This window comes from Bradyrhizobium sp. BR 1433, from assembly GCF_051547665.1.
GTDB lineage: Bacteria > Pseudomonadota > Alphaproteobacteria > Rhizobiales > Xanthobacteraceae > Bradyrhizobium > Bradyrhizobium australafricanum.
The window spans coordinates 4,092,899-4,117,480 of the sequence record NZ_JBPUGG010000001.1 but is presented as its reverse complement, the minus strand read 5'-3'; the positions used below and the strand labels follow the sequence as shown (position 1 = coordinate 4,117,480).

Sequence of the window (24,582 nt, the reverse complement as noted above, 5' to 3'; positions counted from 1 at the left end):
AATATTGAACATCGGACCGACCAGAAATGAACGATGTCGCAGGAAGGGGAGCGGCATGGACTGGGAGCTTTGCAAGACATTCGTCGCGGTGGCGGAGACACGCAGCCTCGCCGGGGCGGCAAGGCGGCTGCGCATCAGCCACCCCACCGTCGGTCGCAACGTCGCGGCGCTCGAGCAGCAACTCGGCACACGCCTGTTCGCGCGTTCCAATGACGGCCTGTCGCTGACGTCGCATGGCCGCAAATTCCTCGAACACGCCGAAGCGATGGCCGCGGCGGCCTTGCGCGCGGAGGCGGCCGCGTCCGCCACCGGTGGGCAGGCGCGCGGTGTCGTGAAGCTGTCGATCGGCGCGACGCTGGCCGCGCACTGGCTGATGCCGCGCCTCGGCCCGTTCCTGCGCGATCACGCCAACATCCAGCTCGAGATCATCACTCATCCGTTCCCGGCCAGCGTACGCCGCCGCGAGGCCGACGTGGTGCTACGGCCGGTCGATGCGGGCGAGGAGAATCTGATCGGGCGCAAGATCGGACGGCTCGGCACCGGCTTCTACGCGTCCCGCGACTATGCGGCAGGCCGCAAGCTGCCGGAGCGGCGGGACGAGTGGCGGGGCCACCATGTGATCGGCTTTGCCGACCAGGCCTCGAACGCGCATCTGGCGCGCTGGAGCGATGTCATCACCCGGCAGGGCACGCTGGTGATGCGCTGTTCCTCGCAGGGCGACATGCTGGCAGCGGCGCGGGCTGGGCTCGGGATTTGCGCGCTGTCCTGCCTGGTCGGGGCCGACTACCCCGATCTGGTGCGGGTCGCGCCGCAAAAGCTCTCGAGCCTCTCCGATCTCTGGCTGCTCGCCCATCCCGATCTGGTCGAGCTTCCCGCGGTGCGCGCCGTCATCGGCTTCGTCACCGACTGCGCGCGCGAGGATCGCGTCAGGCTGCGCGGCTAGTGCGCGTTGTCAAGCACGCGCCCGCAACAGCGTCACCGCGAGCAGGACAAAGGCCGCGCAGGTCCATAGCGACTGCCAGTTCTCCGCCCCTTCGTTGAATCCTGTGTAGATCGCCGTTGCAATGAAAATGCCGGCAAAGATCGACTCCGCCAGTGGGCGGATTCCCTTCGTGGGAGGATTGAGCAGCGTCACGGCCGCAAAGGGCACCGCCGCCATGGTGAGAGGCGCGAAAGGGAAATCAATGAAGCGCGGGTCGAACACGAGACCGATTGCGGTCGCCGTGCCGATCACGACGGTGATCATCAAGGCCAGTCCGTGCAGGGTTGCCAGCACCGATTCAGTGTGGTGACCCTTCGGACCCAACACTTCGAAAAAGCTGGGCGGTGCGCGGCCCGACATCAGGGCGTTGGCGCTCAACACCGGCGAAGCCGTGGCCGCCACCAGCAGCGAGCCCCACACAAGCCAGCCTCCCGTTCCGTAGCTTTCATAGACCAATCTTTGCTCGGCGACGCCAAACAGGATTCCAGCCGTGGTCGCCGATAGCGCGACCGCAAGCCATGACGCGAATGCGGGCTTTCTCGGCTTGCGGCGCAAGGTCAGCCATGCCGCGCCGAATACCAGGATCGCCAGCGCCAATCCGCTGACCATTTGCAGCTTCCAGAGCGGAAAATTGCTGACCGGCTGGCCCGGCGGATATTTCGGCATGCGCTGCTCGGAATCGAACAGGCCCCAGGAGCCGCCGACCGTGCCCTCGATCTCCCGCTTCCATCCTTCATCATAGGCCTCGAACAGGTTGACGCGGAAATGCTCGCGCCGGGCAAGATCGAGGACCTCCGAAACCACTCGCGCCTGATTGATGCGGGACGGCAGCGCGGACTCGCGCATGCGCCCCTCGCTGGGCCAGCCGATTTCTCCGATAAAGATTTCCTTGCCTGGAAAAGCCGCGGCGATTTGCCGGCGCATCTCGTCGGCGTGAGCGGCGGCATCTTCCGCCCGGATTGGCACGTTTTCCCAATAGGGCAGGATGTGAACCGTGACGAAGTCGACGGCGTCGGAGAGCTCGCGATTGCTCAGCCAGAATTCCCAGACGTCGGCATAGGTGACGGGCACGGAGACCTGCGCCTTGATCGAGCGGATGGTGGCGGCAAGGTCGGAAGCCGACATTTCCTTGCGCAGCAAGACCTCGTTGCCGACCACGAGCGCGATGATGGTTTCCGGATATTCCTGGGCGAGGCGGATCGCGGTGGCGACCTGCGTTGCATTCTTCTTCCGGTCCCGATCGAGGAAGATGCCCTGAATGACTTTCAGCCCTGCCTTGGCCGCGAGTGCGGGAATCTGATCGAGACCAAGATCGGTCGCATAGGTGCGGATGCAGTCGGATATCTTCGCGAGTTGCGCGAGGTCTTCCGCGATCTGTTCCGGCGAGACCTGCGTCGCCGGCGAAAGCGATGTCTGATTGTTACGGAACGGCGCGTACGAGATGCATTGCACCTTGTCGTTCGGATCGATCGGCGCGCGCGGCAGGTTGACCGGGACGCCGAGCCACCACCACGCCGCGGCGATCGCGCCCAGGGATAACGAGAGAAGCGTCAGCGGGATACGGAGAGAAATCAGGTCCGTCTCCTTGCAATAAGGACGTGCTGCGCGTGCAAAATGGGCGAGGCCGGCAAATTGAAAAACTATATCTCTGCTGATTCTATATCACGCGATCACGCAGTTGGTGTGCTTTTCTCCACGACTACTTTGCACCGGCGATCACGCCCTCGCGATTTCTGAGCACGCGATAATATGCCCACCACAGATGCGCTGCGGCGCCGCGCAGCGGACGCCACGGCTCCGCAAGCGGCGCCATCTGCTTCGGCGTCGGCCGATCCTTCAAGCCGAGCCCGACCTTGACCGCTTCCTGCACGGCGAGGTCGCCCGCGGGCCAGGCATCGCCATGGCCGAGGCAGAACAGCAGATAGACATCGGCGGTCCACGGGCCGATCCCGGGCAGCGCCGTCAGCGTGTTGTGCGCCGCATCGGCCTCCTCATTGGCAAGGACGTCGAGGTTCAGCCGCTCCTCGGCGAGCTCGCGCGCGATGTGCTTCAGCGTCTTGATCTTGGCCGCCGACAGCCCGAGCCGGCCGAGCCGGTCGGCCCGCGCCTTGCGGATCGCGTCATGGTGGAACGGGTCGAACGCCGTGCTGACGCGCCCCCAGATCGCCGCCGCACTCGCGGTCGAGAGCTGCTGGCCGCAGATGATCGCGGCAAGCCCGGCAAATCCGGGCTCGCGCTGCCGGATCGCCGGCATGCCGGTCAGCTCCAGGATCGGGCGCAGGCGGCGGTCCTGGTCGACCAGTTTGTGGATCGCGTCGTCGAGGTCGGCCTGGGTTTCGAGATGAATCAGCATTTGCGGGGTCTGCATCGGCTTGTCAGGCGCGGGCTTGACCCGCGCATCGATCTCCTATCGTAACAGAGTCTTGTCCGGGCGCATGAACCAGAGTCGCCAGGGCAAGCCCGGCAATGACGCGTGACCGATGACCATGCCACCCGCTTTCCGCTTCGCGCCGAGTCCGAACGGCTACCTGCATCTCGGCCACGCCTATTCGGCGCTGCTCAACCACGACCTCGCGCGGCAGTCGAGCGGACGCTTGCTGCTGCGGATCGAGGACATCGACGCGACGCGCTGCCGGCCGGAATTCGAGCAGGCGATTTATGAGGATCTGGCCTGGCTCGGCATCGCCTGGGAGACCCCGGTGCGGCGGCAGTCCGAGCATTTTGCCGCCTATGGCGCCGCGATCGACCGCCTGTCGGCCCAGGGGCTGGTCTACCCGAGCTTCGAAAGCCGGGCCGAGATCGCGCGCCTGGTCGCGGAGCGCGAGGCTGGCGGCGCGTGGCCGCGCGATCCGGACGGCGCGCCGCTTTATCCGGGGCTGGCCAAATCGCTGTCGGCCGCGGCGCGCGACCGGCTGATCGGGCAGGGCGTGCCGTTCGCGTTGCGGCTCGACATGGCCTCAGCCCGCGCGCGTGCCGGCGACCTGCGTTGGCTAGAAGCGGGCGAGGGGCCGGCTGGCGAGAGCGGAGACGTCGTGGCCCGGCCTGAGGCCTGGGGCGACGTGATCCTGGCGCGCAAGGAGACCCCAACCAGCTACCATCTCTCCGTCGTGATCGATGACGCCCTGCAGGGCATTACCGATGTCGTCAGGGGCGTTGACCTGTTCTGGTCGACCAGCGTGCATCGGCTGTTGCAGGAACTGCTCGGCCTGCCCGTGCCAAACTACCGGCACCACCGGCTGATCCGAGACGCGGCCGGCCAAAAGCTGTCGAAATCGACCCAGGCGACCGGACTGCGCGAATTGCGGGCGGCTGGGGCGAGCCCGGCCGATATCCGCCGCCTGGTCGGCTTGCCGTGAATTCTGGCGAATTGATCGCATGATGGCGTTTTGCGCGGGCGCGCCGTAAACGTCGCCGTGACTCCGGCACGCCTGGCATGCCATGTTGTTGACCGGGGCGGGGATCACGGAGACCATGGCGTCAAAATCGCGCGCACGGCGCAGCAAGCGGCCATCCAAAGGGACGCCGCCGAAGACACGCGCCGCCAAAACGCGTGCTGCCAAGACACGGACTGCCAAGACACCGACTGCCAAGACACGAACGGCCAAGGCCCGCGCCGCCAAGGTGGCGGCCAGGCCGCGCCGCAAGCGGGCCGTGCCCGAGCCGGCCCCGAAGGCCGGTCCCGGCATGGTCGATGCCGCGCTTGCCGCCTTTGCCCATGAGGTGCGGACGCCGCTCACCGGAATCCTTGCGATCAGCAATCTGCTCGCGACATCCGATCTCGGCGAGCGCGAGCGGCGCTGGGTCGACACCATCAAGGCCGGCGCCGAACATCTGGCGAGCCTTGCGACCCTGTTCGTCGACGCCGCCCGGAGCGAGGGGCCGGGGCTCGAGATCCGGCAGGATTTCTTCGACCTGCGCACGCTGGCGCGCCACGCAGCCGATTCGCTGGCCGGCCGCGCGGCAGCCAAGGGGCTGCAAGCTTCCGTCGAGGTCTCCGACCAGCTGCCTGCCTTCGCGGTCGGCGATCCCGTCCGTCTGCGCGCGGCGCTGGAAAATCTGATCGACAACGCGGTGAAGTTCACCGAGCAGGGCAGCATCGAGCTGCGTATCGTGCCGGTGGGCATGGTCAAGGCAAGGTCGGGCGACAAGATCGGCGTCGCGTTCGCGATCTCCGACAGCGGCATCGGCCTGTCGCTATCGGAGGTCAAGCGCCTTTTCCGGCCGTTCTCGCAGGCCAACGTCTCGATCGCCGCGCGGTTCGGCGGCGCCGGGCTCGGCCTGTCGTCCGTCAGGCAGCTCGCGCGCGCCATGGGCGGCGACATCGTCGCGGACCGGCGCGCCGGCGGGGGCACCACCTTCACGCTCAAGGTGGAGCTGGCGCCCGCCGAAGGGCCGGCCGGCACCGCCTCCGGCGAGAGCGCGGCGGCGCTGCTGTCGCAAGGGCTGCGGCTGCTCAGTGTCGAGGACAATCCGTTCGGCCGCGTCGTGCTCAACACGATCCTGACCGAGCTCGGCCACCACGCCGAATTCGTCGGTCAGGGCGAGGCCGCGCCCGACCGGCTCGTGCAGGGCGCCTTCGACGCCGTGCTGATGGACATGGTGCTGCCCGGCATCGGTGGCATCGAGGCGATCAAGCGCATCCGCGCGCTGCCGCCGCCGCACGGCCGCATCGTGATTGTCGGGATTTCCGGCCGGGCCGAGGACGAGGCCGCGGCGCGCGCTGCCGGCGCCGACGGCTTCCTGGTCAAGCCTGTGTCCCCGCGGGCGCTCGCGACTGCGCTGCATGAAGCGACACGCCGTGCGGCAACCGCGACTTGATGATCGCCGCGTTCAACTCGCCGCCGAACACGAAGATCGCGGCGATGAAATACAGGAACACCAGTGCGATCACCACCGAGGCCAGCCCCGCATACATCGTGACGTAGTTGTTGGCGAAGCGTGCCAGGTACATGCCGAAGCCGATGCCCGAGAGCAGCGAAGCCACCATGGTGAAGATGATGCCGGGCAGGATCTGCGTGAAGCTGCGACGGCCCGCCGGCAGCCAGGCGTGCAGGATGAAGAGCGCGACGACCAGCGCCAGGATCGTGACGCCGTAGCGGGCGGTGTTGAGCAGGCTCTCGTTTGATTCGACGAAGAACGGGATATAGCGCCGCGCCGCCTCGATGATCAGCGGTCCGAGCACGATCAGGAAAGCCATCGCGAGCGAGGTGAACGCCGCGACCAGCGTGTAGCCGATCGACTCCAGCCGCAGCCAGTACCAGCGCCGCGGCTCGATCACGGCATAGGCGCGGTTCAGCGCCACCCGCAGCGCCTCGACGCCGTTGGAGGCGAAGTAGACCGCGAGCACCGCGCCGATGGTCAGGATATCGCCGCGGGTGTTGGTCAGCACGTCGTGGATCTGGCCGGACAGCGCCTCGGCGACCTGCTGCGGCCAGACCTGCAGCATCAGCCCGACCGCCTGGTCGGCGAGTTGCTTGGAGCCGAAGAAGCCGGCCACCGAGGTCAGCACGATCAGGAACGGAAACAGCGCCATCAGCGTCGACAGCGCGATGTGGCTCGCGATCGCCCAGCCGTCGTCGGCGAGGAACGTGTAAAAGGCATCCATCACGACGTGGGTGACGTAACGAAGCTGCTTCACATTCCACCCGGCATTGTCGAAAACCGCTCGGCCCAGAACCGACCCAGCATCTGATATTACGCGCTGAAAAGCCAGTTGGTTGCATGGCCGGGCTGTGTGGAAGTCCGCGTCCTGCGGTGTTATGTACCGCAAATGACATCTCTCCTCAGCACGATCATTCTTCCCATCGCCGTCGGCGCCGTCGCGCTGGTGCTCCTGCTCGGCCTCATCAATATGATGAAGGGCGGCTCGCCGAACACGTCGCAGAAGCTGATGCGGCTGCGCGTGCTGCTGCAGTTCGTCGCCATCGTCATCGCAATGCTCGCGGTCTGGGCGATGGGGCGTTAGGTGAGGTAGATTTGTCGGGCTATTCTCCACCTCTCCCGATCGGAGTGGTGAACTCGAACATCGAACACCGGAGCCTGCCATGGTTGTTCTCAATCGGATCTACACGCGCACCGGCGATGACGGCACCACCGCGCTCGGCTCCGGCGAGCGGCGGCCGAAATACGATCTGCGCATTGCCGCCTATGGCACGGTCGACGAGACCAATGCCGCGATCGGCGTGGTGCGGCTGCATCTTGCCGGCAGCCCCGCGGTCGATGCGATGCTCGGCCGGATCCAGAACGATCTGTTCGATCTCGGCGCCGACCTCGCGGTGCCCGAACGCGAGGGCAAGGCCGAACGTCTGCGGATGCTGGCAAGCCAGGTCGAGCGGCTCGAGCGCGATATCGACAGCCTGAACGACCAGCTCGCGCCGCTGACCTCGTTCGTGCTGCCCGGCGGCACGCCTGCCTCTGCCTATCTGCATCTCGCCCGGACGATATGTCGCCGCGCGGAACGGATGATGGTGGAACTCGCCGCCCAACCCGACGAGCCGGTCAATCAGGCTGGCATCCAGTATATGAACCGGCTGTCGGATTTCCTGTTCGTTGCCAGCCGCTTCCAGAACAATAAGGGAGCGGGAGACGTGTTGTGGGTGCCGGGCCAGAACCGCTAAACTGGTTCAAAACCGGGGGACGGTTTTTTGGCTTTGGCGCGTTGACCGGGAGAAACGGGACCTTTCAGGTTCCGCGCCAGCCAACCGAAACCCATAAAATCAAAGCGAAAGAGGATCGATGAAGGTTCTTGTGCCGGTAAAGCGGGTCGTCGACTACAACGTCAAGGTCCGCGTCAAGAGTGACGGGACGGGCGTGGAGCTCGCCAACGTCAAGATGTCGATGAACCCGTTCGACGAAATCGCCGTCGAGGAAGCGCTGCGGCTGAAGGAAGCCGGCAAGGCGACCGAAGTGGTGGTGGTGTCGATCGGACCCGCGCAGGCCTCCGAGACCATTCGCACCGGACTTGCGATGGGTGCCGACCGCGGCATCCTGGTCAAGGCCGAAGGCAATGTCGAACCGCTCGCGGTTGCCAAGATCCTGAAGGCGGTGGTCGAGGCGGAGCAGCCCGGCCTCGTCATTCTCGGCAAGCAGGCGATCGACGACGACTCGAACCAGACCGGCCAGATGCTGGCCGCGCTGCTCGGCTGGTCGCAGGCGACCTTCGCCTCCAAGCTCGAGGTCGAAGGATCCGACTTCAAGGTCACCCGCGAAGTCGACGGCGGCCTGCAGACCATCAAGCTCAAGGGCCCGGCGATCGTCACCACCGACCTGCGCCTGAACGAGCCGCGCTATGCGTCGCTGCCCAACATCATGAAGGCGAAGAAGAAGCCGATCGACGACAAGAGCGTCGCTGACTACGGCGTCGATGTGACGCCGCGTCTGGAAGTGCTGAAGACCGCGGAACCGGCAGGCCGCAAGGCGGGCGTCAAGGTCAAGGACGTCGCCGAACTCGTGAACAAGCTCAAGACCGAAGCCGGGGTTCTCTGATGACGACGCTGTTGATTGCTGAACACGACCACGAGACGCTGAAGGACGCGACCAACAAGGCGCTGACCGCGGCGAGCCAGCTCGGCGGCGATGTCCATGTGCTGGTTGCCGGTGGCGGCCAGGGCACCAAGGCGGCGGCGGAAGCAGCCGCCAAGCTTGCCGGCGTCACCAAGGTGCTGGTGGCCGAAGGCCCGGCCTATGAACACGACCTTGCCGAGCCGCTGGCCGCGCTGATCGTCGCGCTGGCTCCTGGCTATGACGCGTTCGTCGCGCCCGCGACCTCGCGCTTCAAGAATGTGATGCCGCGCGTCGCGGCCTTGCTCGACGTCATGCAGGTCTCCGAGATCATCAAGGTCGTCGCCCCCGACACCTTCGAGCGGCCGATCTATGCCGGCAACGCGATCCAGACCGTGAAGTCGAAGGACGCCAAGAAGGTGATTACGGTGCGCACCTCGACCTTCGCCGCCGCCGCCGAAGGCGGCAGCGCTGCGATCGATAACGCCGCTGCGGCCGCCGATCCCGGCCTGTCGACGTTCGTCGGCGAGGAAGTCGCCAAGAGCGACCGTCCCGAGCTGACCTCGGCCAAGATCATCGTCTCGGGCGGCCGCGCCATGCAGAGCCGCGAGAACTTCGCCAAGTACATCGAGCCGCTCGCCGACAAGCTCGGCGCCGGCGTCGGCGCCTCGCGCGCCGCGGTCGATGCCGGCTATGCGCCGAACGACTGGCAGGTCGGCCAGACCGGCAAGGTGGTGGCTCCGGAACTTTATGTCGCGGTCGGCATCTCCGGCGCGATCCAGCATCTGGCCGGCATGAAGGACTCCAAGGTGATCGTCGCCATCAACAAGGATGAGGACGCGCCGATCTTCCAGGTCGCCGATTACGGCCTGGTCGCCGACCTCTACCAGGCGGTTCCGGAGCTAACCGAAGCGCTCGGCAAGCTCGGAAAGTAAGCGACAAGACACCGGCCGGATGGGTAAGCTCCGGCCGGTGTTATTATTTTCGAGGCAATGATCCGGAAACGTTTTTCCGAAAGGATCATGCTCGACAGGGGAAATGGGACCCGGATGTGATGACCTGTCATCACATCATGGTCCCGGAAACGTTTTCCGACGGATTGGGCAACCCGGAAGGCTTTACTTCGGGTATCGTTGGAATTGGGCAGGCGCGATGTGCGCGCCGTTCCGGTGGATGACAAGATGACGGTGGCAATCAAAAAGGTCGGCGTGATCGGTTCGGGTCAGATGGGCAATGGCATTGCCCATGTGGCGGCGCTGGCCGGCTTCGACGTGGTGCTCAATGACGTGTCCGGCGACCGGCTGAAGTCGGCGCTGGCGACCATCAACGGCAATCTGACCCGGCAGGTCGCGAAGAAGGCGATCAGCGAGAGCGACCGCAAGCAGGCGCTCGACCGCATCGCCTCCGCCGAGTCGCTCGACGCGCTCGCCGATTGCGATCTCGTGATCGAGACCGCGATCGAGAAGGAAGAGACCAAGCGCAAGATCTTCCACGAGGTCTGTGCGGTACTGAAGCCGGAGGCGATCGTCGCGACCAACTCGTCGTCGATCTCGATCACAAGGCTCGCCGCCTCGACCGACCGCCCGGAGAAGTTCATCGGCATTCATTTCATGAATCCGGTGCCGGCGATGGAACTGGTCGAGTTGATCCGCGGCATCGCCACCGACGACATGACCTTCGACACCGCCAAGGCGTTCGTCGCCAAGCTCGGCAAACAGGTCGCGGTGTCGGAAGATTTCCCCGCCTTCATCGTCAACCGCATCCTGTTGCCGATGATCAACGAGGCGATCTACACGCTGTATGAAGGCGTCGGTAACGTCGAGGCGATCGATGCCGCGATGAAGCTCGGCGCGCACCATCCGATGGGCCCGCTCGAGCTCGCCGATTTCATCGGCCTCGACACCTGTCTGTCGATCATGCAGGTGCTGCACGAGGGGCTGGCCAACTCCAAGTACCGGCCGTGTCCGCTGCTGGTGAAGTATGTCGAGGCCGGTTGGCTCGGACGCAAGAGCCAGCGCGGCTTCTACGACTATCGCGGCGACAAGCCAATCCCGACGCGGTAATCGTCGCGTCTTCAGATCAGTGCCCGCAGCAGCGCAAGCGTCGCCGGCACGAGACCGACGATCATCATCACACCCGCGCCAAGTCCGAGCAGATGCGCGGTCAGCGCAAGGCGCTGGCTCTGCGCGTGAGACGTCATTGCAGCGCCGCGCAGGCGCGCTTCAGCCGCCTTGCGGCCTCCTCGATGATGGCTGACGGGTTAGCGAAGCTGAGGCGGATATAGGGCGACAGCCCGAGATCCTCGCCGGGAAACACCACCACATCGGCCGCCTCGAGCAGATAGGCCGACAAATCGCGGTCGGTCCGGATCACTCTGCCGTCGAGCGCGCGCTTTCCGATCACGCCGGCGCAGCCGACCAGCAGATAGAACGTGCCTTCCGGCGGCGAGCAGGACAGCCCGGCGCATTCGTTCAGCAGGTCAGCAAAGCGGTCACGCTTGGCGCGAAGGATGGCGGCACGCTCGAGCAGCATATCCTGCGCGCCGTCGAGCGCGGCAACCGCCGCGGCCTGGCTGATCGACGATGCGCCGGACGTGGTCTGCGACTGGATCGTGATCATCTCGCGGATCAGCGCCGCGGGTCCGGCGGCATAACCGATGCGCCAACCCATCATTGCATAGCTCTTGGCGAGGCCGCTGACGGTCAGTGTCCGCGGCTTCAGGCGCGGCTCGATTTCCGCAAGCGTCGGCGCGGGCGAGCCATTGAACACGATGTGCTCGTAGAGCCCGTCGGCCAGCACCCAGATGTCCGGATGTCGCAGCAGGACCGTGGCGATCTCGGACAGATCATCACGCGAATACAGCGCGCCGGATGGGTTGACCGGATTGTTGACGATGATCCAGCGGGTTCGCGCCGAGATCGCCGCCTGCAAATCCTCCGCGCGCAGCTTGAAGCCGTCGTTCTGCGCACACGGCACCACCACCGGCGCCGCGCCGGCCAGCCGCACCTGATCGAGATAGGGCGCCCAATACGGCGCGGGGATGATCACCTCGTCGTCGGGCGCCAGGGTCGCCAGCAGCGCGTTGAACAGCGCCTGCGTCGAGCCGTTGGTGATGACGATCTCGTCCAGACCATAGTCGAGATGATGGTCGCGCAGCAGCGCGGCGTGCACCGCCCGCTTCAGCTTCGGCGTGCCGTCGACATCGGTGTAACGGGTTTCGCCGCGCAATGCCGCGTCATGCGCCGCCGTGATCACATGCTCCGGTGTCGGGAAGTCCAGATTGCCCGACGACAGCTCGATGATGTCGCGCCCGGCGGCGCGCAGTTCGCGGGCGCGGCGGCGCAGCACCGATGCGGGCGATGCCGTGATGCCGCTCATGCGCGGTGAGAGAAGCGGTGCAGCGGTCATCGGACGTATTGCGCCTCACCGTTGCCGAACGACCAGTTCTCGGGGAGCACCTCGACAAGGTTGATGAAGATGTCCTCGGCGCGCAGGCCGGGGCTTTCGGTCAGCCGTTCGGCGATCCGTCGATAGAGCTTCTGCTTCTGCGCCACCGGGCGGGTATTGCTGACCGTGATCTGAATGATGATCAGGTCAGCGCTGCGCCTGATGCCGAGATAGTCGGCGCCATAGATGAAATCGCCGTCGTCGTGCTCGGAGATCGTCATGAAACGATCGCCTTCCGGCACGTCGAAGGTCTCGCGCATGGCGCGATAAAGGCTTTCGAGAACGGCCTTGCGGTAGGCGGCGGGCTTGCCCCGTCGCAATGAAACGCGGGTCAGCGGCATGATGGTGGCTCTCCTGGTGGCGTCACGGGCCGCCGATCCTAGGGGCTCCTTGTTCATTGAAAAACGGTATGATAAAGCATTTCAATGATTTCATATTTAAATGAATGACCATGAAGGCGCTCGACCTCGAGGCGGTCCAGGCGTTCGTCCTGGTGGCCGATCTCAGCAGCTTCACGCGCGCGGCGCAGGCGATGGAGACCACACAGTCCGCGGTCAGCCTGAAGATCAGGCGTCTGGAAGACGGCCTCGGCCGGCGGTTGCTGGAGCGAACGCCGCGGCTGGTTCGGCTGTCAGCTGAAGGTGCCGCCTTCCTCGGCGCCGCGCGCAATCTGGTGGCTGCGCATCAATCGGCGATCAGCTCGTTTGCCGTCGAGCATCGGCGATTGGTCGTCGGCATCAGCCACCACATCGTCGGATCGGAGCTCGCCTCGCTGCTGAAGCGGATGAACAGCACCGATCCCGGGCTGGTGATTCAGCTGCACGTCGATACGTCGCGTTCGGTGCTCAGCGCATTCGACGACGGCAAGCTTGACGCCGCGATCGTGCTCCGCCACGACGCCAAGCGCCGCGATGGCGACGTGCTGTTCGAGGAATCGTTCGGCTGGATGGCCGCGCCCGATTTTCACCATCGGCCGGGAGAGCCGTTGCGCCTCGCCACGCAAGCCGAGCCGTGCAGCGTGCGGGCCATGGCGGTCGAGGTTCTCGACGCCGCCGGCATCGCCTGGACCGAGGCGTTCGTCGGCGGCGGGCTGTCGACGATCGGAGCCGCGATCTCCGCAGGCCTTGCGGTCGCAGCGCTGGCGCGCCGGGTAGCGCCGGCGGATACCGTCGACCTCGGACCAAAGCTCGGCCTGCCGCTGTTGCCGTCCCGCGACGTGGTGCTGTACTCGAAGCTGTCTGACGCGCGGACCCGGCAGGCGCTGCGCACCCTCGGCGCGGCCTTCGCGGCGAACGCGGCCTGAGCGGCTGTTCATTCTGTCAGACGGCAGCCGGCGCGCTTGAGCATGTCGCGGATGATCAGCGGCGTTGCCGGTGTCTCGGTCGCTGCGGTGGTCGCCGCGCCGGCGATCGCGTCACGGGCCTGCTGGGCGTCGAGCGTCAGCCGTCGGGCGCAGGGTGGCACGCCGTGCGCTGCATCGAGCAGCCAGCCGGCGGTTTCGCCGGCGCCGGCCAGATAGGCCGTCAGGGCCTGCCGCGCGGTCGGATTGGTGGCGGCCTGATCCAGCATGGCCCTGACTTGCGCGACGGAGATTTGCCCACGCGATGTCGAGGGTTGAGCGTGCGCGGCTGTCGTCAATGAGAGGAGGGCGCAGATGGAGCGGCTCGGGCGGTTCAGCATGAATTGGCCTTTCGATGTATGTTGACTTGCAGATATTAATTATCGTAAAACAATAATATCAGATCAACAACCATCAAGGTCGAGCATGTCCGCGTCCCTCTCGTCAGAGCTTTCCCGATCCGCACGGCCAGCGCGCCTCGAACGCATCCGCGCGGTCAGCCGCGTGCTCGCCTACGCCTGCATCGGCATTTCGCTCCTGCTTGCTGTTGGATTGCTGGCCTATTGGGTGGCGAGCCCGGATCAAGCGATCCTGCGCGACGCCGGGCTGACCGGCATCGCGTTCCATCCTGTCGGCTGGCTGGTGCGGCTGATGGGCCTCGCGGTCTCGGCGTTGCCGCTCGCCGGTCTGATCTGGGGATTGTCGCGCGTGCGCGGCTGCTTCAATGCGTTCGCGCAGGGGCGCTTCTTCACGGCCGACAACGTGGCGAGGTTGCGCGACCTAGCGATCGCGATGCTGGTTTCGACCTTGCTCAAGCCGTTGATCGGCGCGCTGCTCTCGATCCTGCTGAGCTGGCAAACCTACGCGCAGGGCAAATCCATCGTCGTCGCGTTCGGGTCCGACACCCTGCTCGCGTTGCTGTTCGCCGGCCTGGTCGCGGTCACGGCCTGGGTGATGGCCGAGGCCAATGCGATCGCCGATGAGCACGCGCAATTCGTCTGAGGCATTCGCGATGCCGATCCGGGTCAGGCTGAATGTGATGCTCGCCGAGCGCAACGTGAAATCGAAGGAGCTTGCCGAATATGTCGGGATCACCGAGGCCAACCTGTCCCTGCTCAAGCAGGGCAAGGTGAAGGGCGTCAGGTTCGATACGCTGGAACGGATCTGCACCTATCTGAAGTGCCAGCCCGGGGACCTCTTGCGCCATGAAGCGGACGATGCGTCAGCCTGATGCGGCCATCGATTACCCAAGCATTAACTTTCGCGCGTTACCTCAAACCCCAGTTTTGGGAGTGCCGCGTATGGACATGATGAGCATGGTCACCAGCATCCTGTCGATGCAGCAGGGTAGTCTGCAGGGTGAGATCGCAACCCGCGTGACCAAGCAGAACCTCGACGCCGAGAAGTTCGCGGTTCAGACCCTGCTCGGTACGCCTTCCACCGCGAATTTGTCGCCCGGCATCGGCGACAACCTCAACGCCGTCGCCTGATCAGAACCCGGCTGCGGCTGGCTGCAGCGCGGCCTTCACCAGCTTGATCGCGTCGTCGCTCGCCCATTCGGCGGGACCGGCGATATTGGCGATTTCGCAGCCCTTGCCGTCGACCAGCACCGAGGTCGGCATGCCCAGCGCCTTGCCTATGTTCTTAAGATCCTGAAAAACCTTGGCTTTCTGATCCGAAAAATAGCCGAGACTGGTCAGATTGGCCTCTTTCAGGAAGTTTTTCGGCTTGTCCGGGTCGCGGGTGTCGATGTTGATCGCGACCACCTCGAAATCCTTGCCGCCGAGCTTGGTCTGCAGGCTGTTCGAGCGCCGGCATTTCCTTGCGGCAGGGCACGCACCAGGTCGCCCACAAATTGACCAGCACGGTCTTGCCGCGCCAGTCCGAGAGCTTCTTCGGCTGGCCGTTAGCATCCTCGAAGGTGAGGTCGGGCAGCATCAAGGGGGTGGTCGCCATGGTCAGCGCCGCGACCTCGCCATGGGCGAGCGGGGCGATCTTCTTCGCAAGAGCCACCGCGCTGTTGCAGGCGATATCGCCGCCAGCGGGATGCTTGAGGCTGGAGACCCCGACATAGCCGATCACGGCCCCGGCCAGCACGGCGCCGATCACCAGCGGGATACGCCACTTGGCGGTCGGCCTGGCGGTCGGATTGGATGGGGTCGTCTCGGGCATATCGTTTGTCATCCTGGGTCGATGTGGCTAAGCAGTGCCGGGAATACGACCGGAACTGCGGTGCTGTTTCGCCGCCTCCGGCCATGAAACCGCAAGGCTGAAATACGAATTCGTGAGCGAGATGTCATGAGCAACAAGATGTGGGGCGGCCGGTTCTCGGAACGTCCCGACGCGATCATGGAGGAAATCAACGTCTCCATCGACGTCGATCGTCACCTTTATGCCCAGGACATTGCCGCGTCCAAGGCCCACGCCGCGATGCTCGCCGCGCAGGGCATCATCACGTCCGCTGATGCGAAAAATATCGGCAAAGGTCTAGACACGATTTTGTCAGAGATCGGCAAGGGCGATTTCGATTTCAAGCGCGCGCTCGAGGACATTCATATGAATGTCGAGTCGCGGCTGTCCGAATTGATCGGGCCCGCGGCGGGCCGGCTGCACACCGCGCGCTCCCGCAACGACCAGGTCGCGACCGATTTCCGGCTCTATGTCCGCGACACCATCGATGAGACCAATGCGGCGCTGGCCGCGTTCCAGCAGGCGCTGGTCGCCCGCGCGCTGGAGCATGCCGGCACTGTGATGCCGGGCTTCACCCATCTGCAGACCGCGCAGCCCGTGACCTTCGGTCATCATCTCCTGGCCTATGTCGAGATGGCCGGCCGCGACCGTGGCCGCTTTGCCGACGCGCGCAAGCGGCTGAACGAATCGCCGCTGGGAGCGGCCGCGCTCGCCGGCACCTCGTTTCCGATCGACCGCGCCGCGACCGCGAAGGCGCTCGGCTTCGACCGTCCGATGGCCAATTCGCTCGACGCGGTGTCCGACCGCGATTTCGTGCTGGAGACGCTGTCGGCGGCCGCGATCTGCGCTGTGCACATGTCGCGCTTCGCCGAGGAGATCGTGATCTGGACCTCGCCCCTGGTCGGCCTCGTCAAGCTCAGCGACAAGTTCACCACCGGCTCGTCGATCATGCCGCAGAAGCGCAATCCGGACGCGGCCGAGTTGGTCCGCGCCAAGACCGGCCGCGTGATCGGCGCGCTCACCGCGCTGCTGATCGTGATGAAGGGCCTGCCGCTCGCCTATCAAAAGGACATGCAGGAGGACAAGCAGGGGGCGATGGAGGCTTTCGAGGCGCTGTCACTGGCAATTCGCGCCATGACAGGCATGGTCGAGGACCTGGTGCCGGACGAAGCAAAGATGAAGGCCGCCGCCGGCGAGGGCTACGCCACCGCCACCGACCTCGCTGACTGGCTGGTCCGCACCTGAAGATGCCGTTCCGCGACGCCCACCACGTGACCGGGCGTATCGTCGGCCTGGCCTCGAAGCAGGGCGTGGCGCTGCACGAGCTGCCGCTCAAGGCCATGCAGGAGGTCGAGCCCAAGATCACGGCCGACGCGCTGAAAGTGCTCAGCGTCGAATCCTCGGTGCAGAGCCGGACCTCGTTCGGCGGCACGGCGCCGAAGAATGTGATGGCGCAGGCCAAGGCCTGGGCCAAGCGGCTGGAAAAAGAGCGAAAATTGGGCTGAACCGGAAAATTTGGCCGTGATTTCATGGCGCTCCGCCTCTCGCCAGAGCACGCCAATGTTTGTATGGTGCCGCCCGAATTGGGGAATTCGTCGTGATTAGCAAGAACCGCCTGACCCCCTCGGGATGGGCCATCATTGTGCTGGGCGTATCAGCGCTGGCGCTCGGCGGCTGCGGCCGCAAGGGACCGCTCGACCTGCCGCCGACCGCGAACGTCGCGCCGGGCGCGGCACCGAGCGACACCGAGAGCGAGCGGGCAGCGCAGCCCAGCGTGTTCAACCCGACCTATGGCTCGGAGGCCGCGCCGGCCGCGCCGCGAGGCAATAAACGGCCCTTCATCCTCGATCCGCTGCTCGGCAATTAGTATTTAAAAGCGTGTCATGAACCATTTCGACTATCGCAACGGCGTGCTGCATGCCGAGGCGGTCAATCTCGTTGAGCTGGCGGAGGCCGTCGGCACGCCGTTCTATTGCTATTCGACCGCGACGCTGGAGCGCCACTACCGCGTCTTCACCGAAGCCTTCGCCGGCGAGAAGACGCTGGTCTGCTACGCCATGAAAGCGAACTCCAACCAGTCGGTGCTGCGCACGCTGGCCAAGCTCGGCGCCGGCGCCGACGTGGTGTCCGGCGGCGAGTTGAAGCGGGCGCTGACGGCCGGTATTCCGCCGTCGAAGATCGTGTTCTCCGGGGTCGGCAAGACCGAGGGCGAGCTGCGCGCCGCGCTTGCCACCGACATCCTCTGCATCAATATCGAGTCCGAGCCGGAGCTCGAGATGCTGTCGCGTCTCGCGGTCGAGATGAAGAAGACGGCCCGCATCTCCGTGCGGGTCAATCCCGATGTCGATGCCGGCACCCATGCCAAGATCTCGACCGGCAAATCCGAGAACAAGTTCGGCATTCCGATCGCACGCGCCCGCGAGGTCTATGCCCGTGCGGCAAAGCTACCGGGCATCAAGGTCACCGGTACCGATGTGCATATCGGCAGCCAGATCACCGATCTCGGCCCGCTGGAGGTCGCCTTCCGGCTGCTCGCCGAATTCGTGCAGACGCTGCGCGCCGACGGCCACGACATCTCGCATATCGATTTCGGCGGCGGCCTCGGCATCCCCTATTACATGGATCGAGCCGCGCCGCCGGCGCCGGACGCCTATGCGGCGATGGTCAAGCGCGTCACGCACAATCTCGGCTGCACGCTGATGTTCGAGCCGGGCCGCATGATCGTCGGCAATGCCGGCATCCTCGTCACCCGCGTGATCCATGTGAAGCCGGGCGATGCCAAGAACTTCGTCATCATCGACGCCGCGATGAACGACCTGATCCGGCCGACGCTGTATGAAGCGCATCACAACATTCTGCCGGTGCGCCAGCCTGCGCCCGGCACCCCGACCATGATTGCCGACGTGGTCGGCCCGGTCTGCGAGACCGGCGATTACCTCGCGCTCGACCGCTCGCTGCCGCAGCCGAAGGCCGGCGATCTGCTGGCGATCATGACCGCCGGCGCCTACGGCGCGGTGCAGTCCGGCACCTACAACACGCGGCCTCTGGTGCCCGAAGTGCTGGTCAAGGACGACCAGTACGCTGTGGTCCGCCCGCGCGTCGACGTCGACGCCCTGATCGCGATGGACAAGCCGGCGCCGTGGCTGTGATGGCCGGTGTCGCGCCTCACTAACGGTGTCGTCCCTGCGCAAGCAGGGACCCATAACCACCGTTCTTGATTGTTGTACTGAGCTGGGGCCCCAGCTCGGCTAACTACAAACGCCTGTGGTTATGGGTCCCGGGTCGCGCTTCGCTTGCCCGGGACGACAGCGCTGATTTGACGACGACCTTTACTTCGCGGCGTGACTGCCGCCTTTACCGCCGCCGACGATCACGCCCGCGGCCTTCTCGATCGGCTTGATCGCCGCGGTGAAGTCCGACTCCGGTCCCTCGTCGCGGATGATGACTTCCCAGAGCCGGCCGACCGCTTCGGCGACTTCCATCGACAGCCCGAGCGCGCGCATTTCCTCGACCGCAAGCCGCACGTCCTTCACCATCAGACCGGTAGCGAAGCCGAAGTCGAAGCTGCGCGGCAAGACCGAGCGCGGAAACTTGTCGCGGCTCGCGGTGTTCAGCCCGGAGCCGGCATTGATGACGTCGATCATCACGGCCGGATCGAGCCCGGACTTGACGCCCATCACAACAGCCTCCGAGGTCGCCACCATCGCGGTCGCCGACAGGAAGTTGTTGGCGAGCTTCATGGTCTGGCCGGAGCCCGGCTTGGTGCCGATGAAGAACACCTTGCCGACGACGTCGAGCGCGCCCTTCACCAGTTCGAAATCGGCGCGCGGGCCCGACACCATCACTGCCAGCGTGCCCTTCTCGGCGCCGGCGACGCCGCCGGAGACCGGGCTGTCGATCTGCACGATGTTCTTCTTGGCCAACAGCTCGTGGATCTTCACCGCCATCCGCGAGCCGACGGTGGAGAGGTCGATGAAGCGTTTGACGCGCGTGCCCTCGATCACGCCGCCCGCGCCGGTCGCGACCTCGAGTGAGGCCTGCAGCGAGGGCAGGCTCGCCATCACGGTCTCGACGCGGTCGGCGATGTCCTTGGGCGAGGTTGCGGCCACCGCGCCGAGTGCGACCAGCCTGTCGAGCGCGTCCTTGCTGGTGTCGAACACGGTGAGCTTGTGGCCGGCCTCGATCAGCCGGCGCGCCATCGGGAAGCCCATCTTCCCGAGGCCGATGAATCCGATTTCCATGAGTCGTTTCCTCTATGTCGTTATGTGCGGAGCCGCGCACCCCACATTCGCTGTCGTCCCGGCGAAGGCCGGGACCCATTACGACCGCGGTTGATTGCTGTGCTCCGCTGGAGCCCCAGCGTGTTCCCACCACGAAGGCCTGTGGTTATGGGTCCTGGCTTTCGCCAGGACGACATTGCGTGTGAGGCAGCAGCGTCTCACGCCTTGTTGTCGAGTTCGGCGAACACCTCGCGCGCGATGCGGAAGCTGTCGACGCCGGCCGGGATGCCGGCATAGATCGAGACCTGCATGAAGATCTCGCGGATTTCGTCGCGGGACACGCCGTTGGTCAGCGCGCCCTTGATGTGGGCCTTCAATTCGTGCGGCCGGTTCAGGATCGAGATCATGGCGAGGTTGAGCATGCTGCGGGTCTTGCGCGGCAGTTCCTCGCGGCCCCAGACCGCGCCCCAGCAATATTCGGTGACGAGTTCCTGGAATGGCTTGTTGAAGCTGTCCGAATTCTTCAGCGCATTGTTGACATAGGCTTCGCCCAGCACCGCCTTGCGGATTTCGAGCCCCTTGTCGTGCGTTTTTTGGTCCATATCGCGTTCCTCATGCGTTAATGCGATGGTTCGGCCGGGACGTTACGGGGTCGAACCGCCGCAGTCACGCCTTCGTGTTATGCGTATTTCCCGGTGTGGGTTACTGCCTGGAACGGGTGCCTCAAAGCCGCCGCCGTGCTAGGCTGACCTGCCGGCTACCCCGGAGATTTTATTGAGCGGAGCCAACATCGACCCCTCTGACCCGTCACGCGCCGTCCGCGACAGCGATGCGATCGCGCGGCTGAAACTGACAGAGGCTCTGCAGCGGGCAAGGTTCGCGATTGGGTGGGAACGGGCCTGGCCGCATCTGGCCCGGTTCCTGACGGTCGCAGGATTGTTCCTGGTCGCGTCCTGGGCCGGGCTGTGGCTGGTGCTGCCGTTTGTCGCACGCGTGGCCGGCGCCGGCCTGTTCGCGATTGCCGCGCTCGCGGCGCTGTCGCCGCTGGTGCGCTTCCGCTGGCCGAGCCGCGAGGAGGGCCTGAGCCGGCTCGACCGCGGCGCCGGCATTCGCCATCGTCCGGCGACCACGCTCTCCGACACGCTCACCAACAAGGACCCGTTTGCGCTGGCGCTGTGGCAGGCGCAGCGCGAGCGCACGCTGGCCTCGATCAAGCGCATCCGCGCCGGGCTGCCGCGGCCGCGCGTGTCGCTGCACGACCCCTGGGCGCTGCGCGCGCTGGTCATCGTGATGCTGGTCGCGAGCTATGTCGCCGCCGGCGACGAGCGCGGCCTGCGGGTCGCCTCCGCATTCGACTGGAACGGCATCATGGCGCCGGCCAATGTCCGGGTCGATGCCTGGGTGACGCCGCCCAACTACACCGGCAAGCCGCCGATCATTCTGTCGAACGCCAACAAGGACGCCAACGCGGCGGACACCACCCCGCTCGCGGTTCCGGCCGGCAGCACGCTCCTGGTGCGCTCCAGCGGCGGCAGCATCGACGTCGTTGTCGGTGGCGGTGTTACCGAGGTCGCGCCGGACGGGCAGGCGCCCAAGGGCACCAACGAGCGGCATTTCAAGATCACCGGCGACGGCACCGCGCATGTCCGTGCGCCGGCCGGCCAGCCGCAGTGGAAATTCACCGCGACGCCGGACCGCCCGCCGTCGATTGCGCTCGCCAAGGATCCGGAGCGGCAGGCGCGCGGCGCGCTGCAGATGTCCTACCGGCTCGAGGACGATTACGGCGTCAGCGAAGCGCGCGCGCAATTCGCGGTGCGGCCGAGCGATGCGCCCAAGGATGCGTCCAAGGATGCTGACGGCAAGAAGGATGCCGACGGCAAGGCGGCGCAACCACGGCCGTTGTTCGAGCCGCCGCAATTCGCGCTGGTGCTGCCGAATGCGCGCACCCGCAACGGCGTCGGCCAGACCGTGAAGGACCTCAGTGAGGATCCCTATGCCGGCGCCGACGTGACCTTGACGCTGACGGCTAAGGACGAGGCCGGCAATGAGGGCAAGAGCGAGCCGTTCAACATGCGGCTGCCGGAGCGCCTGTTCACCAAGCCGCTGGCGCGCGCGCTGATCGAGCAGCGCCGTATCCTGGCGCTCGACGCCAACCAGAACGGCCAGGTGTTCGCCGCGCTCGAGGCGCTGATGATCGCGCCCGAAATGTTCATGCCGGAGACCGGCTATTACCTTGGCCTGCACACCGTGAGCCGGCAGCTCGAGGCGGCGCGCACCGACGACCAATTGCGCGAGGTGGTCGCCAGCCTGTGGTCGCTCGCCGTCACCATCGAGGACGGCAACATCTCGGACGTCGACAAGGCGCTGCGCGCGGCGCAGGACGCGCTCAAGCAGGCGCTGGAGCGCGGCGCGACCGACGAGGAGATCAAGAAGCTCACCGACAATCTGCGCGCGGCGCTGGACAATTTCCTGCGCCAGATGGTCGAGCAGTTCCGCAACAATCCGCAGCAGCTCGCTCGGCCGCTCGATCCCAATGCCAAGGTGCTGAGCCAGCAGGATCTCAAGAATATGCTCGATCGCATGGAACGGCTGTCACGCTCCGGCGACAAGGATGCGGCGCGGCAGCTGCTCGAGCAGATGCAGCAGATGCTGGAGAACCTGCAGATGGCGCAGCCCAATCAGGGCGACGACGACATGCAGCAGTCGCTCAACGAACTCGGCGACATGATCCGCAAGCAGCAGCAATTGCGCGACAAGACCTTCAAGCAGGGCCAGGATTCCCGCCGCGACCGCATGCGCGGCAAGCAGGGCGAGCAGTCGATGGGCGACCTGCAGCAGGACCAGCAGGCGCTGCGCGACCGCCTGAAGAAGCTTCAGGAAGAGCTCGCCAAGCGCGGCATGGGGCCGGATCAGCGTGGCCAGAAGGGCCAGCAAGGGCAGAAGGGCCAGGGTCAGAAGGGCGACCAGGCGCAGCAGGGCGATCAAGGCGGCGACCAGGGCGATGACGGCGATGATGGGCTCGACCAGGCCGATTCCGCGATGGGCGATGCCTCCGGGCGGCTCGGCGAGGGCAATGCCGACGGTGCGGTGGATTCGCAGGGCCGTGCGCTGGATGCGCTGCGCAAGGGCGCCCAGAGCCTCGCCGACGCGATGCAGCAGGGCGATGGCGACCAGCCGGGCGACAGCCCCGGCAACCGCGCCGGCCGCCAGCAGAGCGGCGGCAATCAGACCGATCCGCTCGGCCGCCCGTTGCATGGCCGGGAATTCGGCGACGACTACACGGTGAAGATCCCCGGCGAGATCGACGTGCAGCGCGTCCGCCGCATCCTCGAAGAGCTGCGCCGCCGCCTCGCCGATCCAGCGCGGCCGCAGATCGAGCTCGACTACATCGAGCGGCTGCTGAAGGACTATTGAGCGGCCGGCAGGTCGCTCGCATTGCGGCGGGGCGGCCAGGTCCGAACGTCCTCCCCGTCTGCTCACACAATTTTACTAAAATTCTCGGGTTCCCGTTGGCGCGCATTTAATTCGCCTGCGTCAACCTGTTTCTGAAAATTGGCAAGCGTCTCAGGAGAGCACATGAGGCACAGCCGTTTATTCATTGCATCGTCATACCGGCCATTGGGTATTACTCGCCGGCACCAACATAAGACCAGCTTGGTTCGACAATTCGTTCGAGACCAGTCGGGCAGCTATGTCATCATTTCAGCGCTGCTCATGCCGGTCCTGGTCGGCACGGCAGGGCTCGGTACCGAAGTGGGATGGTGGTACTACAAACATAAGAACATGCAGAGTGCCGCCGACTCCGGCGCGGTCAGCGCCGCAACGGCGGCAAGTGCAGGCGCCGACCTTTTGTCCGAAGCCAATGCGGTCACGGCAAACTACGGTTACGCGAACGGGGCGAACAACGTCACGGTCACGGTGAATCAACCGCCGAAGACCGGCAGTCAGACGTCGAACCTGCAGGCGGTCGAAGTCATCGTGAGCCAACCGCAACCGCGGTTGCTGTCAGCCTTGTTCGGCTCGGCCCCGGTGCCGGTCACCGCGCGCGCGGTCGCGCTGCCGAATTCCGGGACGGGCTGCGTGCTTGCGCTCAACGCCAGCGCCAGTCCCGCGGTCAACGTGAGCGGCGGCAACCAGCTCAACCTGATCAAGTGCAACCTTTACAGCAACTCGGGTGCAAGCCCATCGCTCAACGTGGCCGGCAGCGCGACGGTCGCCGCCAATCAGGTCGGCGTCGTCGGCGACGTCTCCGGCACCAGCAACATCACCGCCACCAACGGCGTCAAGACGCATGTGAAGCCAATGGCTGACCCGTATGCGAACGTCTCTCCGCCGTCGAAGCCGAGCTGCACGAACGCCAAGATTACGGTCAATTCCAACGGAAAGACGAACTCCCTCAGCCCCGGCTGCTACTCGGGCAGCATTACGGTGAACGCCGGCGCAACGCTGAACCTCGATCCGGGCATCTATTACCTGGACGGCTCGAACCTCAGCGTCGCGGGCAACGCCACCATCACGGGCAGCGGCGTGACCCTGGTCTTTACGGGCTCGGGAAGCAAGTGGGGCACGGCTTCGATCGGCAGCAACGCCATCATCGATCTGACGGCGCCGACCTCCGGCTCCACGAAGGGCATCGTCATGTATGGCGACCGCAACATGCCGGCCGGGACTACCTTTAATCTCACGGGTGGCGGCACCCAGAACTTCGGCGGCGCCATCTACCTGCCGAAGGCCGACCTCAGCTTCAGTGGTGGAAACGGCACAAGCACATCCTGCACCAAGATCATCGCAGATACCTTGACGTTCACCGGCACGTCGAACGTGCAGGTCAATTGTTCGGCGCTTGGCACCGCGACGATAGGCACTCAAACCGCGCAACTCATCGAGTGAGGTTGGCTCCGATG

Annotated in this window: 25 protein-coding genes and 2 pseudogenes; 17 read left to right on the top strand and 10 right to left on the bottom strand. The window is 65.5% G+C overall.

The genetic code is table 11. The annotated features are described in order from the left end of the window. Positions 1-55: 55 nt before the first annotated feature. Positions 56-943: a LysR family transcriptional regulator gene (locus tag ACSKB9_RS20115; RefSeq protein ID WP_438075211.1), complete on the top strand. Its 888-nt coding sequence runs from the start codon at positions 56-58 to the stop codon at positions 941-943. A gap of 9 nt (positions 944-952) precedes the next feature. Here ACSKB9_RS20115 and ACSKB9_RS20110 read toward each other — a convergent pair whose 3' ends face one another. Beyond that, positions 953-2,515 carry a glycosyl hydrolase family 17 protein gene (locus ACSKB9_RS20110; RefSeq protein ID WP_057017748.1) on the bottom strand — a complete coding sequence of 521 codons (1,563 nt, stop codon included), beginning with the start codon at positions 2,513-2,515 and terminating at the stop codon, positions 953-955. 166 nt (positions 2,516-2,681) lie between these two features. Beyond that, complete coding sequence (locus tag ACSKB9_RS20105) at positions 2,682-3,335, bottom strand: DNA-3-methyladenine glycosylase family protein (RefSeq protein WP_229193514.1); 654 nt, start codon at positions 3,333-3,335, stop codon at positions 2,682-2,684. A 133-nt stretch (positions 3,336-3,468) separates the two neighbouring features. On the opposite strand from ACSKB9_RS20105, the gene gluQRS reads away from it, so the two are divergent. Together gluQRS and ACSKB9_RS20095 are read left to right on the top strand one after the other, a co-directional pair. Further along, on the top strand, positions 3,469-4,338 hold the full coding sequence (gene gluQRS / locus ACSKB9_RS20100; RefSeq protein WP_438080306.1) for a tRNA glutamyl-Q(34) synthetase GluQRS: 870 nt from the start codon (positions 3,469-3,471) through the stop codon (positions 4,336-4,338). Positions 4,339-4,453: 115 nt separating this feature from the next. Further along, on the top strand, positions 4,454-5,800 hold the full coding sequence (locus ACSKB9_RS20095; protein WP_438075209.1) for an ATP-binding protein: 1,347 nt from the start codon (positions 4,454-4,456) through the stop codon (positions 5,798-5,800). Here the strand turns inward: ACSKB9_RS20095 and ACSKB9_RS20090 are convergent. Continuing rightward, complete coding sequence (locus tag ACSKB9_RS20090; protein WP_370143883.1) at positions 5,727-6,587, bottom strand: YihY/virulence factor BrkB family protein; 861 nt, start codon at positions 6,585-6,587, stop codon at positions 5,727-5,729. The two genes, ACSKB9_RS20095 and ACSKB9_RS20090, sit on opposite strands and share 74 nt — an antisense overlap. A gap of 165 nt (positions 6,588-6,752) precedes the next feature. Here ACSKB9_RS20090 and ACSKB9_RS20085 point away from each other — a divergent pair, with 165 nt between their 5' ends. The 5 genes from ACSKB9_RS20085 to ACSKB9_RS20065 all read left to right on the top strand — a co-directional run bounded on the left by ACSKB9_RS20085 (position 6,753) and on the right by ACSKB9_RS20065 (position 10,545). Then, positions 6,753-6,947, top strand: coding sequence for a twin transmembrane helix small protein (locus ACSKB9_RS20085; RefSeq protein ID WP_028340366.1), 195 nt, complete (start codon positions 6,753-6,755; stop codon positions 6,945-6,947). A 79-nt stretch (positions 6,948-7,026) separates the two neighbouring features. Next, positions 7,027-7,599 carry a cob(I)yrinic acid a,c-diamide adenosyltransferase gene (locus ACSKB9_RS20080; RefSeq protein WP_092080510.1) on the top strand — a complete coding sequence of 191 codons (573 nt, stop codon included), beginning with the start codon at positions 7,027-7,029 and terminating at the stop codon, positions 7,597-7,599. Between the two features lie 118 nt (positions 7,600-7,717). Then, positions 7,718-8,467 (top strand): electron transfer flavoprotein subunit beta/FixA family protein, encoded by a 750-nt coding sequence (locus ACSKB9_RS20075; RefSeq protein WP_016845285.1) that lies wholly within the window; start codon positions 7,718-7,720, stop codon positions 8,465-8,467. Next, entirely contained in the window at positions 8,467-9,417 is a 951-nt protein-coding gene (locus tag ACSKB9_RS20070; RefSeq protein WP_438075206.1) for an electron transfer flavoprotein subunit alpha/FixB family protein, read from the top strand. Before ACSKB9_RS20075 ends, ACSKB9_RS20070 begins: the two co-directional genes overlap by 1 nt. 246 nt (positions 9,418-9,663) lie before the next feature. Next, on the top strand, positions 9,664-10,545 hold the full coding sequence (locus ACSKB9_RS20065) for a 3-hydroxybutyryl-CoA dehydrogenase (protein ID WP_438075204.1): 882 nt from the start codon (positions 9,664-9,666) through the stop codon (positions 10,543-10,545). Between the two features lie 11 nt (positions 10,546-10,556). On the opposite strand, the gene ACSKB9_RS20060 is transcribed toward ACSKB9_RS20065, so the two are convergent. The 3 genes from ACSKB9_RS20060 to ACSKB9_RS20050 are packed head-to-tail and all read right to left on the bottom strand — an operon-like array spanning position 10,557 to position 12,270. Then, positions 10,557-10,682 carry a hypothetical protein gene (locus ACSKB9_RS20060; RefSeq protein WP_438075202.1) on the bottom strand — a complete coding sequence of 42 codons (126 nt, stop codon included), beginning with the start codon at positions 10,680-10,682 and terminating at the stop codon, positions 10,557-10,559. After that, complete coding sequence (locus ACSKB9_RS20055) at positions 10,679-11,890, bottom strand: pyridoxal phosphate-dependent aminotransferase (RefSeq protein WP_438075200.1); 1,212 nt, start codon at positions 11,888-11,890, stop codon at positions 10,679-10,681. Before ACSKB9_RS20055 ends, ACSKB9_RS20060 begins: the two co-directional genes overlap by 4 nt. Continuing rightward, positions 11,887-12,270: a tautomerase family protein gene (locus ACSKB9_RS20050; RefSeq protein WP_438075198.1), complete on the bottom strand. Its 384-nt coding sequence runs from the start codon at positions 12,268-12,270 to the stop codon at positions 11,887-11,889. The genes ACSKB9_RS20055 and ACSKB9_RS20050 overlap by 4 nt, the downstream gene beginning before the upstream one ends. A 104-nt stretch (positions 12,271-12,374) precedes the next feature. Here ACSKB9_RS20050 and ACSKB9_RS20045 point away from each other — a divergent pair, with 104 nt between their 5' ends. Continuing rightward, positions 12,375-13,232 carry a LysR family transcriptional regulator gene (locus ACSKB9_RS20045; RefSeq protein WP_438075196.1) on the top strand — a complete coding sequence of 286 codons (858 nt, stop codon included), beginning with the start codon at positions 12,375-12,377 and terminating at the stop codon, positions 13,230-13,232. An 8-nt stretch (positions 13,233-13,240) separates the two neighbouring features. Here ACSKB9_RS20045 and ACSKB9_RS20040 read toward each other — a convergent pair whose 3' ends face one another. After that, positions 13,241-13,498: a hypothetical protein gene (locus tag ACSKB9_RS20040; protein WP_438075194.1), complete on the bottom strand. Its 258-nt coding sequence runs from the start codon at positions 13,496-13,498 to the stop codon at positions 13,241-13,243. A gap of 196 nt (positions 13,499-13,694) precedes the next feature. Here ACSKB9_RS20040 and ACSKB9_RS20035 point away from each other — a divergent pair, with 196 nt between their 5' ends. The 3 genes from ACSKB9_RS20035 (at position 13,695) to ACSKB9_RS20025 (ending at position 14,758) form a co-directional block, all read left to right on the top strand. Beyond that, positions 13,695-14,270 (top strand): DUF2975 domain-containing protein, encoded by a 576-nt coding sequence (locus tag ACSKB9_RS20035; protein WP_438075192.1) that lies wholly within the window; start codon positions 13,695-13,697, stop codon positions 14,268-14,270. Positions 14,271-14,280: 10 nt separating this feature from the next. Beyond that, positions 14,281-14,499, top strand: coding sequence for a helix-turn-helix domain-containing protein (locus ACSKB9_RS20030; RefSeq protein ID WP_057017783.1), 219 nt, complete (start codon positions 14,281-14,283; stop codon positions 14,497-14,499). Positions 14,500-14,569: 70 nt separating this feature from the next. Continuing rightward, positions 14,570-14,758 (top strand): putative motility protein, encoded by a 189-nt coding sequence (locus ACSKB9_RS20025; protein WP_229191846.1) that lies wholly within the window; start codon positions 14,570-14,572, stop codon positions 14,756-14,758. Here the strand turns inward: ACSKB9_RS20025 and tlpA are convergent. Next, positions 14,759-15,452: pseudogene (gene tlpA, locus ACSKB9_RS20020) on the bottom strand (thiol:disulfide interchange protein TlpA). It lies immediately after the preceding gene. A gap of 114 nt (positions 15,453-15,566) precedes the next feature. Here tlpA and argH point away from each other — a divergent pair. The 3 genes and pseudogenes from argH to lysA all read left to right on the top strand — a co-directional run bounded on the left by argH (position 15,567) and on the right by lysA (position 18,607). Further along, positions 15,567-16,963: pseudogene (argH, locus tag ACSKB9_RS20015) on the top strand (argininosuccinate lyase). 92 nt (positions 16,964-17,055) lie between these two features. Then, a complete protein-coding gene (gene lptM, locus ACSKB9_RS20010) occupies positions 17,056-17,325 on the top strand; it encodes an LPS translocon maturation chaperone LptM (protein WP_018268957.1) in 270 nt (89 codons plus the stop codon). A gap of 16 nt (positions 17,326-17,341) precedes the next feature. Continuing rightward, a complete protein-coding gene (gene lysA / locus ACSKB9_RS20005) occupies positions 17,342-18,607 on the top strand; it encodes a diaminopimelate decarboxylase (RefSeq protein ID WP_438075189.1) in 1,266 nt (421 codons plus the stop codon). Positions 18,608-18,787: 180 nt separating this feature from the next. On the opposite strand, the gene ACSKB9_RS20000 is transcribed toward lysA, so the two are convergent. Then, on the bottom strand, positions 18,788-19,699 hold the full coding sequence (locus ACSKB9_RS20000; protein ID WP_438075187.1) for an NAD(P)-dependent oxidoreductase: 912 nt from the start codon (positions 19,697-19,699) through the stop codon (positions 18,788-18,790). A 197-nt stretch (positions 19,700-19,896) separates the two neighbouring features. Continuing rightward, positions 19,897-20,280 (bottom strand): carboxymuconolactone decarboxylase family protein, encoded by a 384-nt coding sequence (locus tag ACSKB9_RS19995; protein ID WP_018268955.1) that lies wholly within the window; start codon positions 20,278-20,280, stop codon positions 19,897-19,899. A gap of 172 nt (positions 20,281-20,452) precedes the next feature. Here ACSKB9_RS19995 and ACSKB9_RS19990 point away from each other — a divergent pair, with 172 nt between their 5' ends. Together ACSKB9_RS19990 and ACSKB9_RS19985 are read left to right on the top strand one after the other, a co-directional pair. Beyond that, positions 20,453-23,092 carry a TIGR02302 family protein gene (locus ACSKB9_RS19990; RefSeq protein WP_438075184.1) on the top strand — a complete coding sequence of 880 codons (2,640 nt, stop codon included), beginning with the start codon at positions 20,453-20,455 and terminating at the stop codon, positions 23,090-23,092. Positions 23,093-23,332: 240 nt separating this feature from the next. Then, positions 23,333-24,568: a pilus assembly protein TadG-related protein gene (locus tag ACSKB9_RS19985; protein ID WP_438075182.1), complete on the top strand. Its 1,236-nt coding sequence runs from the start codon at positions 23,333-23,335 to the stop codon at positions 24,566-24,568. The last annotated feature ends 14 nt before the right edge of the window (positions 24,569-24,582 follow it).

Bases quoted from the DNA above. Each gene is read 5' to 3' on its own strand.
- ACSKB9_RS20115 (WP_438075211.1), top strand. From the start codon at position 56: ATGGACTGGGAGCTTTGCAAGACATTCGTCGCGGTGGCGGAGACACGC.
- ACSKB9_RS20105 (WP_229193514.1), bottom strand. From the start codon at position 3,335: ATGCTGATTCATCTCGAAACCCAGGCCGACCTCGACGACGCGATCCAC.
- gluQRS (WP_438080306.1), top strand. From the start codon at position 3,469: ATGCCACCCGCTTTCCGCTTCGCGCCGAGTCCGAACGGCTACCTGCAT.
- ACSKB9_RS20095 (WP_438075209.1), top strand. From the start codon at position 4,454: ATGGCGTCAAAATCGCGCGCACGGCGCAGCAAGCGGCCATCCAAAGGG.
- ACSKB9_RS20090 (WP_370143883.1), bottom strand. From the start codon at position 6,587: ATGGATGCCTTTTACACGTTCCTCGCCGACGACGGCTGGGCGATCGCG.
- ACSKB9_RS20085 (WP_028340366.1), top strand. From the start codon at position 6,753: ATGACATCTCTCCTCAGCACGATCATTCTTCCCATCGCCGTCGGCGCC.
- ACSKB9_RS20080 (WP_092080510.1), top strand. From the start codon at position 7,027: ATGGTTGTTCTCAATCGGATCTACACGCGCACCGGCGATGACGGCACC.
- ACSKB9_RS20075 (WP_016845285.1), top strand. From the start codon at position 7,718: ATGAAGGTTCTTGTGCCGGTAAAGCGGGTCGTCGACTACAACGTCAAG.
- ACSKB9_RS20070 (WP_438075206.1), top strand. From the start codon at position 8,467: ATGACGACGCTGTTGATTGCTGAACACGACCACGAGACGCTGAAGGAC.
- ACSKB9_RS20065 (WP_438075204.1), top strand. From the start codon at position 9,664: ATGACGGTGGCAATCAAAAAGGTCGGCGTGATCGGTTCGGGTCAGATG.
- ACSKB9_RS20060 (WP_438075202.1), bottom strand. From the start codon at position 10,682: ATGACGTCTCACGCGCAGAGCCAGCGCCTTGCGCTGACCGCGCATCTG.
- ACSKB9_RS20055 (WP_438075200.1), bottom strand. From the start codon at position 11,890: ATGACCGCTGCACCGCTTCTCTCACCGCGCATGAGCGGCATCACGGCA.
- ACSKB9_RS20050 (WP_438075198.1), bottom strand. From the start codon at position 12,270: ATGCCGCTGACCCGCGTTTCATTGCGACGGGGCAAGCCCGCCGCCTAC.
- ACSKB9_RS20045 (WP_438075196.1), top strand. From the start codon at position 12,375: ATGACCATGAAGGCGCTCGACCTCGAGGCGGTCCAGGCGTTCGTCCTG.
- ACSKB9_RS20040 (WP_438075194.1), bottom strand. From the start codon at position 13,498: ATGCTGGATCAGGCCGCCACCAATCCGACCGCGCGGCAGGCCCTGACG.
- ACSKB9_RS20035 (WP_438075192.1), top strand. From the start codon at position 13,695: ATGTCCGCGTCCCTCTCGTCAGAGCTTTCCCGATCCGCACGGCCAGCG.
- ACSKB9_RS20030 (WP_057017783.1), top strand. From the start codon at position 14,281: ATGCCGATCCGGGTCAGGCTGAATGTGATGCTCGCCGAGCGCAACGTG.
- ACSKB9_RS20025 (WP_229191846.1), top strand. From the start codon at position 14,570: ATGGACATGATGAGCATGGTCACCAGCATCCTGTCGATGCAGCAGGGT.
- lysA (WP_438075189.1), top strand. From the start codon at position 17,342: ATGAACCATTTCGACTATCGCAACGGCGTGCTGCATGCCGAGGCGGTC.
- ACSKB9_RS20000 (WP_438075187.1), bottom strand. From the start codon at position 19,699: ATGGAAATCGGATTCATCGGCCTCGGGAAGATGGGCTTCCCGATGGCG.
- ACSKB9_RS19995 (WP_018268955.1), bottom strand. From the start codon at position 20,280: ATGGACCAAAAAACGCACGACAAGGGGCTCGAAATCCGCAAGGCGGTG.